Origin of the sequence: Actinomadura sp. WMMA1423 (assembly GCF_006547145.1) — a bacterium.
In the GTDB taxonomy this organism is placed as follows: domain Bacteria; phylum Actinomycetota; class Actinomycetes; order Streptosporangiales; family Streptosporangiaceae; genus Spirillospora.
Map to the genome: position 1 here is coordinate 8,657,330 of NZ_CP041244.1, position 16,555 is coordinate 8,673,884.

At 76.3% G+C, this 16,555-nt stretch carries 14 protein-coding genes and 2 riboswitches; of the genes, 5 read left to right on the top strand and 9 right to left on the bottom strand.

The window, feature by feature from the left end:
• Positions 1-42 precede the first annotated feature (42 nt).
• Genes cbiE through FKD65_RS39900 form a run of 3 tightly spaced genes read left to right on the top strand, consistent with a single transcriptional unit; the run spans position 43 to position 2,755 of the window.
• Positions 43-1,260, top strand: a complete 1,218-nt coding sequence (cbiE, locus tag FKD65_RS39890) for a precorrin-6y C5,15-methyltransferase (decarboxylating) subunit CbiE (RefSeq protein ID WP_240809838.1) — start codon at positions 43-45, stop codon at positions 1,258-1,260.
• Positions 1,257-2,012: a precorrin-4 C(11)-methyltransferase gene (gene cobM, locus FKD65_RS39895; RefSeq protein WP_141584717.1), complete on the top strand. Its 756-nt coding sequence runs from the start codon at positions 1,257-1,259 to the stop codon at positions 2,010-2,012. The genes cbiE and cobM overlap by 4 nt, the downstream gene beginning before the upstream one ends.
• Positions 1,997-2,755 carry a cobalt-precorrin-6A reductase gene (locus FKD65_RS39900; protein WP_141584719.1) on the top strand — a complete coding sequence of 253 codons (759 nt, stop codon included), beginning with the start codon at positions 1,997-1,999 and terminating at the stop codon, positions 2,753-2,755. The genes cobM and FKD65_RS39900 overlap by 16 nt, the downstream gene beginning before the upstream one ends.
• Here the strand turns inward: FKD65_RS39900 and FKD65_RS39905 are convergent.
• Genes FKD65_RS39905 through FKD65_RS39915 form a run of 3 tightly spaced genes read right to left on the bottom strand, consistent with a single transcriptional unit; the run spans position 2,731 to position 5,929 of the window.
• Complete coding sequence (locus FKD65_RS39905) at positions 2,731-4,218, bottom strand: precorrin-2 C(20)-methyltransferase (protein WP_141584722.1); 1,488 nt, start codon at positions 4,216-4,218, stop codon at positions 2,731-2,733. The two genes, FKD65_RS39900 and FKD65_RS39905, sit on opposite strands and share 25 nt — an antisense overlap.
• Positions 4,218-4,838: a precorrin-8X methylmutase gene (locus FKD65_RS39910; RefSeq protein ID WP_205718430.1), complete on the bottom strand. Its 621-nt coding sequence runs from the start codon at positions 4,836-4,838 to the stop codon at positions 4,218-4,220. Before FKD65_RS39910 ends, FKD65_RS39905 begins: the two co-directional genes overlap by 1 nt.
• Positions 4,835-5,929, bottom strand: coding sequence for a precorrin-3B synthase (locus FKD65_RS39915; RefSeq protein ID WP_168221331.1), 1,095 nt, complete (start codon positions 5,927-5,929; stop codon positions 4,835-4,837). The genes FKD65_RS39910 and FKD65_RS39915 overlap by 4 nt, the downstream gene beginning before the upstream one ends.
• 71 nt (positions 5,930-6,000) lie before the next feature.
• A riboswitch (cobalamin riboswitch) is annotated at positions 6,001-6,128 on the top strand.
• Positions 6,129-6,181: 53 nt separating this feature from the next.
• Here FKD65_RS39915 and cobN point away from each other — a divergent pair.
• A complete protein-coding gene (gene cobN, locus FKD65_RS39920; protein WP_141584726.1) occupies positions 6,182-9,778 on the top strand; it encodes a cobaltochelatase subunit CobN in 3,597 nt (1,198 codons plus the stop codon).
• Here cobN and FKD65_RS39925 read toward each other — a convergent pair.
• From FKD65_RS39925 to FKD65_RS39950, 6 genes are read right to left on the bottom strand one after another with little or no spacing between them, the layout of a single operon-like run.
• Positions 9,724-11,097 carry a cobyrinate a,c-diamide synthase gene (locus FKD65_RS39925; protein ID WP_141584728.1) on the bottom strand — a complete coding sequence of 458 codons (1,374 nt, stop codon included), beginning with the start codon at positions 11,095-11,097 and terminating at the stop codon, positions 9,724-9,726. The genes cobN and FKD65_RS39925 overlap by 55 nt on opposite strands.
• The gene (cobO, locus tag FKD65_RS39930) at positions 11,091-11,693 is read right to left on the bottom strand and encodes a cob(I)yrinic acid a,c-diamide adenosyltransferase (protein ID WP_141584731.1); all 603 of its coding nucleotides are present in this window, start codon (positions 11,691-11,693) and stop codon (positions 11,091-11,093) included. Before cobO ends, FKD65_RS39925 begins: the two co-directional genes overlap by 7 nt.
• Position 11,694: 1 nt before the next feature.
• Complete coding sequence (locus FKD65_RS39935) at positions 11,695-13,776, bottom strand: VWA domain-containing protein (RefSeq protein WP_141584733.1); 2,082 nt, start codon at positions 13,774-13,776, stop codon at positions 11,695-11,697.
• A complete protein-coding gene (locus tag FKD65_RS39940) occupies positions 13,773-14,372 on the bottom strand; it encodes a histidine phosphatase family protein (protein ID WP_240809839.1) in 600 nt (199 codons plus the stop codon). Before FKD65_RS39940 ends, FKD65_RS39935 begins: the two co-directional genes overlap by 4 nt.
• A complete protein-coding gene (locus FKD65_RS39945) occupies positions 14,315-15,067 on the bottom strand; it encodes a CbtA family protein (protein WP_141584735.1) in 753 nt (250 codons plus the stop codon). The genes FKD65_RS39940 and FKD65_RS39945 overlap by 58 nt, the downstream gene beginning before the upstream one ends.
• A gap of 8 nt (positions 15,068-15,075) precedes the next feature.
• Positions 15,076-15,261, bottom strand: coding sequence for a CbtB-domain containing protein (locus tag FKD65_RS39950; protein WP_141584737.1), 186 nt, complete (start codon positions 15,259-15,261; stop codon positions 15,076-15,078).
• A 59-nt stretch (positions 15,262-15,320) separates the two neighbouring features.
• A riboswitch (cobalamin riboswitch) is annotated at positions 15,321-15,381 on the bottom strand.
• A 255-nt stretch (positions 15,382-15,636) separates the two neighbouring features.
• On the opposite strand from FKD65_RS39950, the gene FKD65_RS39955 reads away from it, so the two are divergent.
• The gene (locus tag FKD65_RS39955; protein ID WP_141584739.1) at positions 15,637-16,548 is read left to right on the top strand and encodes a class I SAM-dependent methyltransferase; all 912 of its coding nucleotides are present in this window, start codon (positions 15,637-15,639) and stop codon (positions 16,546-16,548) included.
• Positions 16,549-16,555 lie beyond the last annotated feature (7 nt).

A 16,555-nucleotide genomic window follows, 5' to 3' on the forward strand; every position in this document is an offset into this window, starting at 1 on the left:
CGCTCCTATAGGGTTGATCTCCCCGTTCGACCGAGGAGGCCAGTGGACGCGCGTGTCATCACCGTCGTGGGAATCGGCGCGGACGGATGGGACGGGCTCGCGGAGGAGTCGCGCGAGGCGCTCCGGAAGGCGGAGGTCCTGTTCGGCAACCCCAGGCAGCTCGACCTCGTCCCCGGCGAGGACCACGAGCGGGTCGCCTGGCCGTCGCCCCTGCTCCCCGCGCTGCCGGAGCTGGTCGAGCGGCACGAGGGGCGCGCTATCGCCGTGCTGGCGAGCGGCGACCCCATGTTCCACGGGATCGGCTCCACCCTCGCCGGGATGCTCGGCGCGGACCGCCTCCGCGTGCTGCCCCACCCCTCGTCGGCGTCGCTCGCGTGCGCCCGGCTCGGCTGGCCGCTGGACCGGGTGGACGTCCTCAGCGTCGTGGGCCGTCCCGCCGCGGCGCTGAACGCGCTCATCGCCCCCGGGCGGCGGCTGATCGTGCTCGGCGCCGGACGGGAGGCCCCGATCATCGTCGCCGCGGTGCTGTCGGGCCGCGGCTTCGGCCCGAGCCGGATGACCGCCCTGTGCGACCTCGGTTCGGCCGGGGAGACGATCCGGCACGGCGTCGCGGAGGAGTGGACCGAGCCCGCCGCGTCCGCGCTGACCCTCACCGCCGTCGAGTGCGTCCCCGGCCCGGACGCGGCGCCGCTGCCCCGCACCCCCGGGCTGCCCGACGACGCCTTCGAGCACGACGGGCAGATCACCAAGAGCGAGGTCCGCGCGGTGACGCTGTCGCGCCTCGCGCCGCTGCCCGGCGAGTTGCTCTGGGACGTCGGCGCCGGCTCCGGCAGCGTGGCGATCGAGTGGGCGCGGGCGCACCCGGCCTGCGAGGCCATCGCGATCGAGAGCAGCCCCGGCCGGGCCGAGCGGATCGGCGCCAACGCGGCCGCGCTGGGCGTGCCGCGCGTCCAGGTCGTCAAGGGCGAGGCTCCGGACGTGCTGGACGGCCTGCCCGAGCCGGACGCGGTCTTCATCGGCGGCGGCCTCACCGCCCCCGGCCTGCTGGAGCGCTGCTGGGACGCGCTGAAGCCGGGCGGGCGCCTGGTCGCCAACGCCGTGACCATCGAATCGGAGGCCAGGGTGGTCGAGGCGCGCCGGTCGCGCGGCGGTGAGCTGGTCCGTGTCGGCGTCGAGCGCGCCGGGCCGCTGGGCGGGTTCACGGCCTGGCGCCCGGCGATGCCCGTCACCGTCTGGACGGTCCGCAAGGACCGGGCATGACGGTGTACTTCGTCGGCGCGGGTCCCGGCGCCGCCGACCTCATCACCGTGCGCGGGCTGCGCGTGCTGGAGTCCGCGCCCGTCTGCCTGTACGCGGGGTCGCTGGTTCCGGCCGAGCTGCTGGAGGCGTGCCCGCCCGGCGCCCGGCTCGTCGACACCGCGAACATGACGCTGGACGAGATCCTCGCCGAACTGACCACCGCCCACCGCGACGGCCTGGACGTCGCCCGCCTGCACTCCGGCGACCCGTCGGTGTTCAGCGCGGTCGCCGAGCAGATGCGCCGCCTCGACGCGGCGGGCGTGCCGTACGAGGTCGTCCCCGGCGTCCCGGCGTTCGCGGCCGCGGCGGCCTCCCTCGGGCGCGAGCTGACCGTCCCCGGCGTCGGCCAGACGGTCATCCTGACCCGCACCGCCGTCCGCGCCACCCCGATGCCGGACGGCGAGGACCTCGCCGCCCTCGGCGCCAGCGGCGCCACGATGGTCCTGCACCTGGCCGTCCAGCGCATCGAGGAGGTCGCCGCCGAGCTGCTGCCCCGCTACGGCGCGGACTGCCCGGTCGCCGTCGTCGCCCGCGCGAGCCGCCCGGACGAGCTCGTCCTGCGCGGCACCCTCGCCGACATCGCGGGCCGGGTGCGCGAGGCCGGGGTCCGGCGCACCGCGGTGATCGTCGTCGGGCGGGTGCTCACCGCGTCGGCGTTCCCGGACAGCCACCTCTACAGCGCCGCGCGGGACCGGGCGTGCGGCGCGTCCTGATCCTCGGCGGGACGGCGGAGGCGCGCGCCCTCGCGGCCCGGCTGACCGGCGTGCCCGCGCGCCAGGCCGAGATCCACGTCGTGTCCTCGCTCGCCGGGAGGGTGTCGGACCCGCGCCTGCCCGCGGGCGAGGTCCGCATCGGCGGGTTCGGGGGCGCCGAAGGGCTCGCGGCGTGGCTGCGCGAGCAGCGGATCGACCGGCTCGTCGACGCGACGCACCCGTTCGCGGAGCGGATGAGCGCCTCCGCCGCGCGCGCGTCGCGGCTGACGGGCGTGCCGCTGCTGGCGCTGCGCCGCCCCGGCTGGCACGAGGAGGACGGCGACGGCTGGCGGCGCGTCCCGTCCCTGCCGGACGCGGCCGCCGCCCTCGCGACCGGTGCCCGCGTGTTCCTCACCACCGGCCGCCGCAGCATCCCGGTCTTCGCCGCTCGGACCGACGCGTGGTTCCTCGCCCGGTCGGTGGACCCGCCGGAGCCGCCCGTCCCGTCCAACATGCACGTCCTGCTGGCGCGCGGCCCCTACACCGTGGAGGGTGAGCGCGCCCTGATCCGCGAGCACCGCATCGACGTCCTCGTCACCAAGGACAGCGGCGGTGCGATGACCCGCGCCAAGCTCACCGCCGCGCGCGAGGCGGGCCTGCCGGTCGTCATGGTCGACCGCCCGGCCCTTCCCGAGGGCGTCAGGGAGACCGGCGACGTGGCGGCGGCGCAGGCCTGGGTTCAGGAGTGGCGGCGCGGGGTGTAGACCACGCCCTGGTCGGTCACCCGCGTCGCGGACGACCCGACGATGAGCAGGCACCGCATGTCGACCTGGTCGGGATCCAGCTTGCCGAGCGTCGTCACCGTCACGCTCTCCTCCGGACCGCCGACGTCGCGCCCGACCACCACCGGGGTCTCGGGGGAGCGGTACCCCAGCAGCAGGTCGCGCGCCGCCGGGAGCTGGTGCCTGCGCCGGCTCGACGAGGGGTTGTAGATGGCCAGCACGAGGTCGGCCTCGGCGGCGGCCCTGAGCCGCCGCTCCACCACGTCCCACGGCTTGAGGATGTCCGACAGCGACAGCACGCAGAAGTCGTGCCCGAGAGGCGCGCCCGCCCGTGCGGCCACGGCCTGCGCCGCAGTCAGTCCCGGCACGACCCGCACCGGCACGTCGGCGAACTCGTCGTCTGCCGCCGCCTCCAGCACGGCCGTCGCCATCGCGAAGACCCCCGGGTCGCCGGACGAGACGACGGCGACCCGGGCTCCCTCGCACGCGAGTTCCAGCGCGTGCCGGGCCCGGTCGGCCTCCACCCGGTTGCCGGACCCGTGCCGCCGCTGCCTCGGGTTCGGCGGCACCCGGTCCAGGTAGGGGCCGTAGCCGACGAGGTCGGTGGCCGACGCGAGGACGTCCTGCGCCTCCGGGGTCAGCCAGGGCCGCCCCGCCGGCCCGAGCCCGACGACCCACACCCCGCCGGACCCTTCCGGCCGCGCGGGGGGAGGCGCCTCGAACGCGCGCTCCGCTGGGCTCGTCAGCAGCGCGAGCGACATGTAGGGGACGTCCGCCGGGTCGACCTCGGCGAGCGGGAGGACCCGCTGCCGGTCGGTGGCGGCCCGCTCGACGTACCAGCCGTCGCCGAGCCGGCCCGCGTCCTCGAACGCCTGCCTGACCTTGGGGAACGTCCGGCCGAGCTTGAGGACCGCCGCGGCGTCCGCGGTGCGCAGCCGCTCGGCCAGCTCCCCGCCGGGCAGCGTCCCCGGCAGGACGGTCAGCGTCTCCTCCCGCTCCACCAGCGGGCGCCCCGCGGCCGCCGCCGCCGCGCTCACCGACGTCACGCCCGGCACCACCTCGGCCGGGTAGTGCGGCGCGAGCCGCTTGTGCAGGTGCATGTACGACCCGTAGAACAGCGGATCGCCCTCGCTCAGCACCACGACCGTCCGCCCCGCGTCGAGGTGCGCGGCGAGCCGGGCGGCGCAGCCGGCGTAGAACTCCTCCAGCGCCCCCTGGTAGCCGCCGGGGTGGTCGGTCGCCTCCGTCGTCACCGGGTAGACGAGCTGCTCCTCGATCCGGCCGTCCCGCAGGTACGGTTCGGCGATCGTCCGGGCGATGCTGCGGCCGTGCCGCGCGCTGTGGAACGCGACGACGTCCGCCTCGCCGATCAGCCGCGCCGCCTTCACCGTGACCAGCTCCGGATCCCCGGGCCCGACGCCCACGCCGAACAGCCGTCCCGCCATCACTCCGCCTCACTGGCGACGGCGTTGACCGCCGCCGCCGCCATCGCGCTGCCGCCGCGCCGCCCGCGCACCACCAGATGGTCCAGGCCGCTCGCGGCGAGTGCCTCCTTGGACTCGGCCGCCCCGATGAACCCGACCGGGACCCCGAGGACCGCCGCGGGGCGCGGCGCGCCCTCCGCCACCAGCTCCAGCAGCCGGAACAGCGCGGTCGGCGCGTTGCCGACCGCGACGACCGCGCCGCCGAGCCGGTCGCGCCACAGCTCCAGCGCCGCCGCGCTCCGCGTGGTGCCGAGCCGCTCCGCCAGTTCCGGCACGCCCGGGTCGCCCAGGGTGCACACGACCTCGTTGCCGGCGGGCAGCCGCGCGCGGGTCACGCCGGAGGCGACCATCCGCGCGTCGCACAGGACCGGCGCGCCGGCCAGCAGCGCCGCCCTCGCCCGCGCCACCACCCCCGGCGACCAGGCCAGATCCCCGACCAGGTCCGTCATGCCGCAGGCGTGGATCATGCGGACCGCGACCCGCGCCACGTCCGGCGGCAGTCCCGACAGGTCGGCCTCCGCCCGGATGGTCGCGAACGACCGCCGGTAGATCTCGGCGCCGTCCCGGACGTAATCGATCACTGCCGTCCCTCCGCCGTCCTCAGGACGACCGGGCCGCGGGGCATCCCGCAGCGCCGGTCGCATCCCGTCCAGTGGACGGGGGTCTCGGGTGCGCCGCTCAGGCCGTCCACGAAGCGCCGCGCCTCGCCCTGCACGTCGCCCTGCGACTTCGCGCATCCGGGGCTGCCCGTGCAGGCCGTCACGCCGACCCAGGGCGACGCGGGATCGGTCGCGAACCCCGCCGCCGCGAGCGCGACCGCCGCGCGGCGTGCTTCGTCGCGGTCCAGGTCGCGCAGCACGACGCTGCGCCACGGCGTCACCCGCACTTCGTCCGCGGCCGCGGCGAGCGCCTCGGCCTGCGCGCCGGACAGCCGGCCGAGCGGGGGCACGGCCTCCAGCGCGACGAGCCCGTCCCGCTGCGCGAGGATCCCGGCGTGCGGCGGCGCCGGATCCGGGCGCGGCGGCGTCTCCCGCACGACCGCGCCGATCCGGTCCGCGACGCGCCGCGCGCCGTCCGGCACCTCCGCGAGCCTCCAGGCGTCGCCCCGGATCTCCAGGAACGCCTCGGCCGCCGCGAGCAGCGCCGCGACCGGGTCGCCGGGAAGCGGTTCGAGCCGCGACCCGGCCAGCCGGAGGCCGCCGGGGGCGTGCGCGGCGTCGGCGGCCAGCGCGGCCGTGTCGCCGCTGCCGTCGTCGAGCGCGAACAGGAACCGGCCCGGCAGCCGGGCCAGGTCCGCACGCGCGCAGAGCGCCTCGTCCAGCGCCGTGACCAGCGGGTCCGTGGCGAGGACGCCGCGCGGGCCGCGCCCGCCGAGCGGTGACGCGACGATGTTGCGCACCCGCTCGTGCGTCGCCGACGGGAGCAGCCCCGCTGCTTCGAGCCGGGCCGCGAGGGCCGCCGTGTCGCGGACGCCGCGCACCTGGAGGTTGCCGCGGGAGGTGAGTTCGATCACGTCGCGCCCCAGTTCGCGGGCGGCGGCGCCGAGCACGGCGAGCTGCGCGGCCGTCACCGCGCCGCCCGGGACGCGGACGCGGGCCAGCGGCCCGTCGGCGGCGTCGTGGGTCCGCAGCGCCCCGGGGCACGCGTCGTCGCGGGCTCTGACATTCGGCACGGGGAGGATGTTAACCACAGTTTGCAGGCGGACCGCGCTGCCGTACTCTGCTGCCCAGGCGATGGCAATGGGAGGAAGCCGGTGCGAATCCGGCGCGGTCCCGCCACTGTGACCGGGGAGCGAACCCCGCCGTAGGCCACTGTCCGCGAGAGCGGACGGGAAGGCCGGGGCGAGCGTCGATCCGGGAGCCAGGAGACTCCTGCCGTCGCGACACCCGCGACCGGGGCGAGGACCCCAGGGGGAGGATGCGCCGTGCCCGAACACGACCGCACGGTCCTGTTGCTGTCGACGTCCGACACCGATCTGCTGAGCGCCCGCGCGTCGGGCGCCGCCTACCGCCTGGGCAATCCCGCCCGGCTCACCGTGGAGGACCTCCCGGAGCTCACGGAGGGCGCCGACCTCGTCGTGGTGCGGCTGCTCGGCGGGCGCCGCGCCTGGGAGGAGGGGCTCGGCGCGCTGCTCGCCGGCCCCCTCCCGGTCGTCGTCGTCGGCGGCGAGCAGGCCCCCGACGCCGAGCTGATGGAGCTGTCCACGGTCAGCGGCGGGGTGTGCGCCGAGGCGCACGCCTACCTCGCGCACGGCGGCCCCGCCAACCTCGCCGAGCTGCACGCGTTCCTGTCCGACACCGTGCTGCTGACCGGCCGCGGCTTCGCGCCGCCCGCCCCGGCTCCGGCCTGGGGACGGCTCGACCGCGCCGCCCGGGACGGCGCCGGCCCCGTGGTCGGCGTGCTCTACTACCGCGCCCACCACATGGCGGGCAACACCGCGTTCGTCGAGGCGCTGTGCGCGGCCGTCGAGGACGCGGGCGGGCGCGCCATGCCGGTGTTCTGCTCCTCGCTGCGCACCGCCGAGCCCGGCCTGCTGGGCACGCTCCGCCGGGCGGACGCGCTGGTGGTGACCGTGCTCGCGGCGGGCGGGTCGCGCCCCGCGACCGCCGGGGCGGGCGGCGACGACGAGGCGTGGGACGTGGGCGCCCTCGCCGCGCTGGACGTCCCGATCCTGCAGGGCCTCTGCCTCACCACGAGCCGGGCCGCCTGGGAGGCGAGCGACGACGGCCTCTCCCCGCTGGACGCGGCCTCCCAGGTCGCGATCCCCGAGTTCGACGGCCGGATCATCACGGTCCCGTTCTCGTTCAAGGAGGTCGACGAGGACGGTCTCACCGTTTACGCGGCCGACCCCGAACGGGCCGCGCGGGTCGCCGGCATCGCCGTCCGGCACGCCCGGCTGCGCCACACCCCCGCCGCCGACCGCCGCCTCGTGGTGATGCTGTCGGCGTACCCGACCAAGCACTCCCGCGTCGGGAACGCCGTCGGCCTCGACACCCCGGCGAGCACCGTCCGGCTCCTGGCCCGGCTCAGGGACGCGGGATACGACCTCGGGCAGGGCTTCCCCGGCGTCGGTGAGCAGGACGGCGACGCCCTCGTCCACGCGCTCATCGCGGCGGGCGGCCAGGACGAGGACTGGCTCACCGAGGAGCAGCTCGCGGGCAACCCCGTCCGCATCTCCGCCGCGTCCTACGAGCGCTGGTACCGCACCCTGCCCGCCGGCCTGCGCGAGGGGATGGAGCGGCACTGGGGCCCGCCGCCCGGGGAGCTGTTCGTCCAGGACGGCGACATAGTCCTCGCCGCCCTGCGCGCCGGCAACGTCGTCGTCATGGTGCAGCCGCCGCGCGGCTTCGGCCAGAACCCCATCGCGATATACCACGACCCCGACCTGCCGCCCAGCCACCACTACCTGGCCGCGTACCGGTGGCTGTCGGACGAGTTCGGCGCGCACGCGATCGTCCACGTCGGCAAGCACGGCAACCTGGAGTGGCTGCCGGGCAAGGCGGCGGGCATGTCCGCGTCGTGCGGCACCGACGCGGCGCTCGGCGACGTCCCGCTGGTCTACCCGTTCCTCGTCAACGACCCGGGCGAGGGCACGCAGGCCAAGCGCCGCGCGCACGCCGTCCTCGTGGACCACATGGTCCCGCCGATGGCCCGCGCCGAGACCTACGGGGACATCGCCCGCCTGGAACAGCTCCTCGACGAGCACGCGACGATCGCCGCGATGGACCCGGCGAAGCTGCCCGCGATCCGCGCCCAGATCTGGACGCTCATCCAGGCCGCCAAGCTCGACCACGACCTCGGCTTGGCCGACCGTCCCCACGACACCGAGTTCGACGACTTCCTCCTGCACGTCGACGGCTGGCTGTGCGAGGTGAAGGACGCGCAGATCCGCGACGGGCTGCACGTCCTCGGCCAGGCGCCGACGGGCGCGACCCGCGTCGACCTCGTGCTGGCCATGCTCCGCGCACGCCAGATGTGGTCGGGCCGCGAGACGCTCCCCGGCCTGCGGGAGGCGCTCGGCCTCAGCGAGGCGGGAGGCGAGGCGCTCGCCGACGTGGACGCCGCCGAGGCCGCCGCCCGCTCCCTCGTCCAGGCCATGGAGGACGCGGACTGGAACGTCGGCGCCGCCCGCGAGGCCGCCCGGGACGTGCCGCGGGAGCGCCGCGAGACCGTGGCGCGGGTCCTGGAGTTCGCCGCCGCCGAGATCGTCCCGCGCCTGGCCCGGACGACCGACGAGCTCGACCACGTCCTGCACGCCCTGGACGGCGGCTACGTCCCGGCGGGCCCGAGCGGGTCGCCGCTGCGCGGGCTCGTCAACGTCCTGCCGACCGGCCGCAACTTCTACTCGGTCGACCCGCGCGCCGTCCCGAGCCGCCTCGCCTGGGAGACCGGCCAGGCCATGGCCGACTCGCTCCTCGCCCGCTACCGCGCCGACCACGGGGAGTGGCCGCGCTCGGTCGGGCTGTCGGTGTGGGGGACGAGCGCCATGCGCACGGCGGGCGACGACGTGGCCGAGGTCCTCGCGCTGCTGGGCGTCCGCCCGGCCTGGGACGAGGCGTCCCGCCGCGTCACGGCGCTGGAGCCCGTCCCGCTCGCCGAACTCGGACGGCCGCGCATCGACGTGACCGTCCGCATCAGCGGTTTCTTCCGCGACGCGTTCCCGCACGTCGTCGCGATGCTGGACGACGCGGTCCGGCTCGTCGCCGGGCTGGACGAACCGGACGCCGACAACCACGTCCGCGCGCACGTGCGGGCCGACCGGGAGCGGCACGGCGACGAGCGGCGCGCCACGATGCGCGTGTTCGGGTCCGCGCCGGGCGCCTACGGGGCCGGGCTGCTGCCGCTCATCGACAGCCGCAACTGGCGCGACGACGCCGACCTCGCCGAGGTGTACGCGGTGTGGGGCGGCCACGCCTACGGCCGCGGACTCGACGGAGTGCCCGCCCGCGCCGACATGGAGAGCGCCTACCGGCGGATCGCCGTCGCCGCCAAGAACGTCGACACCCGCGAGCACGACATCGCCGACTCCGACGACTACTTCCAGTACCACGGCGGGATGATCGCGACCGTCCGGGCGCTGACCGGCCGGGCGCCGGAGGCCTACGTCGGCGACAGCACCCGCCCGGACGCCGTCCGCACCCGCACCCTCTCGGAGGAGACCGCGCGGATCTTCCGGGCCCGGGTCGTCAATCCGCAGTGGCTGGCCGCGATGCGCCGCCACGGCTACAAGGGCGCGTTCGAGCTGGCCGCCACCGTGGACTACCTGTTCGGCTACGACGCCACCACCGGCGTCATGGCCGACTGGATGTACGACCGGCTCGCCGCCGCCTACGTCCTGGACGAGGAGAACCGCGCGTTCATGGCCGAGTCGAACCCGTGGGCGCTGCACGGCATCGCCGAGCGGCTGCTGGAGGCGGCCGAGCGCGGCATGTGGGAGCACCCCGACCCAGAGGTTCTTCGAGGGCTTCAAGAGGTGTACCTCAAGGCGGAGGGCGACCTGGAGGACGACACCAGCCGCTGAGCCGCCTCCGGGGACCCCGCCCAGTGGAGATGGAGGAAGGAGGCGGTGATCCGGTCGTCGCCGTACCCGTCGCGGCCGTCCCGCCACCGGAACAGCGGCCCGGCCTGGTCGTCCGGCCCCGCCTGGTCTTCCGGCACCGTCTCCAGCTCCGTCCGGTGGAACTCGTGGCCCCGGAACCGCTCGCCCGGACGGGTCAGCGGCGACTCCGCCACCGCCACCGCCTCCCGGTAGCCGAGCGTCAGCCGGGACGTCATCCGCGCCCGCCTCGGCACCCGCCCGCACATCGCCCGGCCGTCGAGTTCCTCGCATAGATAGAGGAGACCCGCGCATTCGGCGGCGATCGGGCCCGGGAACGCCGCCACCTCGGCGAGCATCGGCGCGTTGGCGGCCAGCTCGGCGGCGTGCACCTCCGGGAAGCCGCCGCCGACGACGAGCGCGCCGGTCCCGTCCGGCAGGGACTCGTCGCGCAGGGGGTCGAAGACGGCCACCTCGGCGCCCGCTGCGCGCAGCAGCTCCACGTGCTCGGCATAGGAGAAGGTGAACGCCGCCCCGCCCGCCACCGCGACGACCGGCCCGCCGCCGACCGGCGCCACATGCTCGGACGGGTCCCACGCGGGCCCCGGCAGCGGGGGAGCGGTGGCCGCCAGGCGCAGCAGTGCGTCCAGGTCGCAGGAGCGCTCCACCAGCGCGCCGAGCCGCTCCACGGCCCGGACGGCCTCCGCGCCCCGCTCGGCCGCCGGGATCAGCCCGAGGTGGCGGGACGGTGTCACGACCGCGTCGTCCCGCCGGATCGCGCCGAGCACCGGTACGCCCGTCGCCTCCAGCGCGGAGCGGCACACCTCCTCGTGCCGCTCCGAACCCACCCGGTTGAGGACGACGCCGCCGATCCGCACGCCCGGCTCGAACGTCGCGAAACCGTGCACGAGCGCCGCCACCGAACGGCTCTGCCGCGCGGCGTCCACGACCAGCACCACCGGCGCCGCGAGCAGGCGCGTGACGTGCGCCGTGGACGCGAACCCGGTGTCGCCGCGCCCGTCGAACAGGCCCATGACGCCCTCGACCACCGCCACGTCGCAGCCGGAGGCACCGTGCAGGAACAGCGGCGCCACCTTCTCCTCGCCGGCCAGCCACGGGTCGAGGTTGCGGCCCGGCCGTCCCGCCGCGAGCGCGTGGTAGCCGGGGTCGATGTAGTCGGGGCCGACCTTGTGCGGCGACACCGCGAGGCCGCGCGCCCGCAGCGCCGCCATCAGCCCGGTCGCCACGGTCGTCTTGCCGCTGCCGGACGCCGGGGCGGCCACGACCAGCCGCGGGATCACCATTCGATGCCCCGCTGCCCCTTCTGCCCGGAGTCCATCGGATGCCGGACCTTGCCCATCTCCGTCACCAGGTCGGCGGCCCCGACCAGCCGTTCGGGCGCGTCCCGCCCGGTGACGACGACGTGCTGGTTCCCGGGACGCGAGGTGAGGGTCTCGACGACGTCGTCCAGGTCGAGCCAGCCCCACTTGATCGGATAGGTGAACTCGTCGAGCACGTAGAAGCGGTGGGTCTCGGCGGCCAGGTCCCTCTTGATCTGCGCCCAGCCCTCGCGGGCGTCCGCCGCGTGGTCCTCCTCGGCGCCGGGGCGCTGGATCCACGACCAGCCCTCGCCCATCTTGTGCCAGGCGACCGGGCCGCCCTCGCCGCTGTCCCCGAGCACGCGCAGCGCGCGCTCCTCGCCGATGCGCCACTTCGCCGACTTCACGAACTGGAACACCCCGACCGGCCAGCCCTGGTTCCACGCCCGCAGCGCCATCCCGAACGCCGCCGTCGACTTCCCCTTCCCTGGACCGGTGTGGACGATCAGCAGGGGCCGGTTCCGGCGCTGCCGCGTGGTGAGGCCGTCGTCGGGGATGGACACGGGTTTCCCCTGGGGCATCTCAGGCCGCCTTTCCGTGCTCGCGCCCGCGGTGCGCGCGGACGATTCCGTCGAGGTCGCCGAGCGGGACGAGCCGCGCCCCGAGCCGGGCCGCGAGCCGCCCCGCCAGGCCGAGCCGGACCGGGCCGTCCTCGCAGTCCACGACGATCCCGGCCGTGCCCGCCAGCGGCCCGGCGGCCCGGTCCACGTCGCCGGCCGCGGTCGCCCGCCCGTCGGTGACGACCACGAGCAGCGGGCGCCGCGCCGGGTCGCGCAGCCGCTCGGCGCGCAGCACCTCGGCGGCGCGTGCGAGCCCGGCGGCGAGCGGCGTGCGGCCCCCGGTGGCCAGGGCCCGCAGCCGCGCCGCGCCCGCCTCGACCGACGACGTCGGCGGCAGGACGAGATCGGCGGTCCGTCCCCGGAAGGTGATCAGGCCGACCTTGTCGCGGCGCTGGTAGGCGTCCAGCAGCAGGCTCAGGACGGCCGTCTTCACCGTCGTCATGCGGCGCCGGGCGGCCATCGAGCCGCTGGCGTCCACGACGAACAGCACGAGGTTCCCTTCACGACCCTCTCGGACCGCCTCCCGCAGATCGTCGCGGCGCAGCACGAGGCCCGCGCCGCGACGGCCGCGCTCCCGCTGGCGCGGGGCGGCGGCGAGCAGCGTCGCCACCACGTGGGGGTCGCGGACCTTCGCCGCCGGTCGGCGCGCCCCGGTGACCCGGCCCCGCGCCGTCCGCGACCGCGACCGCCGTCCCGCGGAGCCCTCGCCCACGCCCGGCACCTCCAGCAGCGGCACGGCGTGCGGCGCGGCGACCGCGGCCACCCGCTCACCGCCCCCGGGCCGCTCGCCCCCCTCGGGGCCCGCGTCCATTGACCGCTCCGCGTCCCGTGCCGGACCGCCGTCCTGCTCCGGGCCCGCGGCCTGCGACCCGCCCGCGTCCTGTGATGGGCTCGCCTTCTGCTCGCGGCCCGTGTCCTGGGACGGATCCGCGTCCTGCTCGGAGTCCGCCTCTCGGGACGGGGCCGGTCCCTGGGGAGGGCCTGGGGTCTTCCCGCCCCCGCCGCCGCCGTCGGGGGGAGGGGCGTCGCCGGGGGAGGTGCTGTCGAGCAGCTCGTCGAGCAGCGACTCGTCCAGGCCCGGGGCGTCGAACGGGTCCCGGCGGCGCCGGTGCGGCAGCGACAGCCGGGCCGCCGCGCGCACGTCCTCGGCCGCCACCTCGGCGCGGCCCTGCCACGCGGCGTGCGCGAGCGCGGCGTTCGCCGTGACGAGATCGGCGCGCAGCCCGTCGACCTCGAAGCCCGCGCACACGGCCGCGATCTGCTCCAGCCGCTCGTCCGGCAGCGCGACCCCGGCGAGCCTCTCCCGCGCGGCCGCGATGCGCTGCGCCAGACCGGCCTCGGCGTCCCGCCAGCGCGCGGCGAACGCGGCGGGGTCGGCCTCGAACGCCAGCCGCCGCCGGACCACCTCGGCCCGCTCCCGCGGGTCCCGCGAAGCCCGCACCTCGACCGTCAGCCCGAAGCGGTCCAGGAGCTGGGGACGCAGCTCGCCCTCCTCGGGGTTCATCGTCCCGACCAGCAGGAACCGGGCCGCGTGCCGCACCGACACCGACTCGCGCTCCACGTAGCAGGTGCCGAGCGCGGCGGCGTCCAGCAGCAGGTCGACCAGGTGGTCGTGCAGGAGGTTCACCTCGTCCACGTACAGGACGCCCCGGTGCGCCGCCGCGAGCAGGCCCGGCTCGAACGCCTTGACGCCCTCGGTCAGGGCGCGCTCGACGTCCAGCGAGCCGGCGAGCCGGTCCTCCGAGGCGCCCACCGGCAGCTCCACCAGCGCGGACGGCCGCCGCTCGGCCGGCCCGCCCGGCTCGTGCGGGCCGTCCGGGCAGGACGGGTCGGGCGCCGCCGGGTCGCAGGCGAACCGGCAGCCCGCCACCGTGTCCACGGCGGGGAGCTGCCCGGCCAGGGCCCGCACGATCGTCGACTTGGCGGTGCCCTTCTCGCCGCGCACCAGCACACCCCCCACCCGCGGCGAGACGGCGTTGAGCAGCAGCGCCAGCTTCAGGTCGTCCAGCCCGACGACGGCGCTGAACGGATAGGCGACGTTCACACCTGGACCTTCCGGTTGACGTGGGAGACCCGCCAGCCGTTCCCGGCGGGGGCGATCCTCGTGGTGGACAGCGGCGCGACGTCGAACCGGTCGGCCGCGGGGACGCCGACGCGCAGCGCGTGGGCGAGCACGGCGCGGATCACGCCCGCGTCGCAGACGGCGACGCCCGACGGCGCGCCGCCGAGCCATGCCGCGACCCGCGCCGCGAGGGCGGACCGGCTCTCGCCGCCGTGGGGCGCGGCGTCCGGGTCGGCCAGCCAGGCGGCCAGCGCGTCCGGGGCGATGTCGGCATGGCGGGCGCCCGCCCAGGAGCCGTGGTCGGCCTCGGCGAGCGCCGCGACCGGGCGGGCGTCGAGGCCGAGCGCGGCGCAGGTCTCCCGGGCCGCGCGGGCGGGCGAGGTCCACGCCTCGCCGTCCGGCAGGGCGCCGGCCAGGGCGCGCGCCCTGGCCAGGCCCGCCGGGTCGGCGGCCCCGCCGGCGGGGAAGCGGGCCTGCCGCATCTCCGCCGACGTGGCGTGCCGGACGAGCAGCAGCCCGGTCAGGCCGGCCCGCTCATCGCCGGCGCCGGGGCACGGGCGGCCCGGTCGCAGAACCACCCGAACAGGGTTCCGAACGACGCCCAGAACACCAGTTGCGTCCCGAGCGAGGTGATGCGGAACTGCCACAGCAGCGTGGCCGGGAACCCGTCCGGCACCTCGTCCACGGCCGGGAGCAGCAGCGACGCCACCGCCACCGGGACGACGAACGCCAGCACGGCCGCGGGCCACCGCGCCCACGGCCCGCCGCGCACGCTTCGCGCCGTGGTCACCGCGATCGCGGCCGACAGGAGCCCGACCCCGATCATCGCCAGGTACAGCACGGTCCGGGTGTTGATCGTCTCCGGGTCGCCCACCGCGGGCGGGTTCGCCGGATACTTCAGGAACGGCACGACGATCACGGCGGCGAAGGCCGTGCCGGCGGCGGCGAGCGCGAGCCCGCCGTCCGAGCGCGGCCCCACCCGTCCCCGCAGGCCCGCGAAGGCGAGCGCGAAGACGCCGCCCACCGCGAGGCCGTAGAGGCCCGTGGCGAGGAAGAGCCCGGCCTTCTGCGTGCCGCGGCCCACCTCCGCGCCGTGCTCGTGTGCCGCTTCGTGTTCGTGTGTTGCGGATTCGTGTTCCCGTGTTGCGGCGGCCTTCTCCAGGGCGATCGCGTCGTCCACTCGGGGCTCGCCGACCGCGAAGGCGAAGACGCCCGCGACGAGACCGGCCAGCAGGCCCAGGAGAAGGCCCCTGACCAGCAGGGTGCGCACCATGCGGCGGCCTAGTGGCAGGGCACGCCGAGCAGGTGCCGCCCGTCGTGCATCAGCTCGTGGAGGTGGCCGCCGGTCTGCGACACGGCGCCGTTGTCCATCAGGACGAGGTAGCCGAGGAGCAGCAGCGCGGGCACCGCGAGCAGCCAGGGAACGAGGCGGGAGAGGGGGATGTGGGGAGCAGACAGCGTGCTCACGGAGCCTCCGTAGGGGATCTAGCGCGTCCCGGACAATGAGGTCGCGATCACCCGAGCGACCTGGCTCCCGGGATCGTCGTCCCGGATACAGTGGCGCGTCCGCACCGGCATCTCACCGGATTTCCCTCGGGCAACCGTGAATCAGGCGCACGCTACGGGCCGTGCGAGCGCCCTGTCAACAACCCCTCTCCGGGCGCCCTGCCGCCACTCCCCGGCGAGGGCTTCCCCGGCGGCGCTCCACCGGAGGGCTCGCAGACCAGGAAGAACGCGCGTAATACCTGATGTCCGGCCTTGTGGCCATGAAGTACGACTGGCCTATCATGGCCAACCCGTCCCGCGTCCTCCGCTCCCGAAACCGACGTTGGAGCCCCGCACATGATCAGCCAAGAGACCGCGCCCCCCGCCTCCCTCGACGACGTCAAGGGGTGGTTCCCCAAGATCGACCAACTGCTCTTCACCTGGCTGCTGGAACGGCAGGAGCGCCTCGGAGAGCGCGGAGACCTGGTGGAGCTCGGCTCCTACCTCGGCAAGAGCGCGATCCTGATGGGCCGCCACCTGCGGGAGGGCGAGACCTTCACCGTGTGCGACCTGTTCGACGGCGACGCACCCGACGACTCCAACCAGGCGGAGATGCGGGGGTCGTACTCGACCCTGACCCGCCGGGCGTTCGAGTCGAACTACCGCGCCTTCCACGACCGCCTGCCGGAGATCGTCCAGGGTCCGACGTCGCTGATCCTGGACCACGTCCAGCCGGAGACCTGCCGGTTCGTGCACGTGGACGCCTCCCACCTGTACGAGCACGTGAAGGCCGACATCGAGGCGGCGCACGTGATGCTGCCCGCCGGGGGCCTGATCGTCTGCGACGACTACCGGTCCGAGCACACTCCCGGTGTGGCCGCGGCGGTGTGGAGGTCGGTGGCCCTCGACGGCCTGCGCCCGATCTGCGTCACCACGCAGAAGCTCTACGGCACCTGGGGCGACGCCGACGCCGTCCAGGACGACCTGCTGGAGTGGCTGGCCGGACGGGAGGACGCCTGGCACGAGGTCCAGCAGGTCGCCGGTCGCCGGCTCGTCCGCGTCAGGGGCAAGGGCGCGACGCGCCCGCGCAACGAGGCGACCAGGCTGAAGGAGCGGCTCGTGGAGGCGGAGAGGCGGCTCGCCCGTTCGAAGGCCGGGCTGGCGCGCGCGCAGAAGGAACTGGCGGACGTCCGCGGCTCGGTCAGCTTCAAGGTCGGCCGGGCGGCCACCGCCCTCCCTCGGGCGCTGCGCGACGCACGCAAGGCGTAGCCCGGCT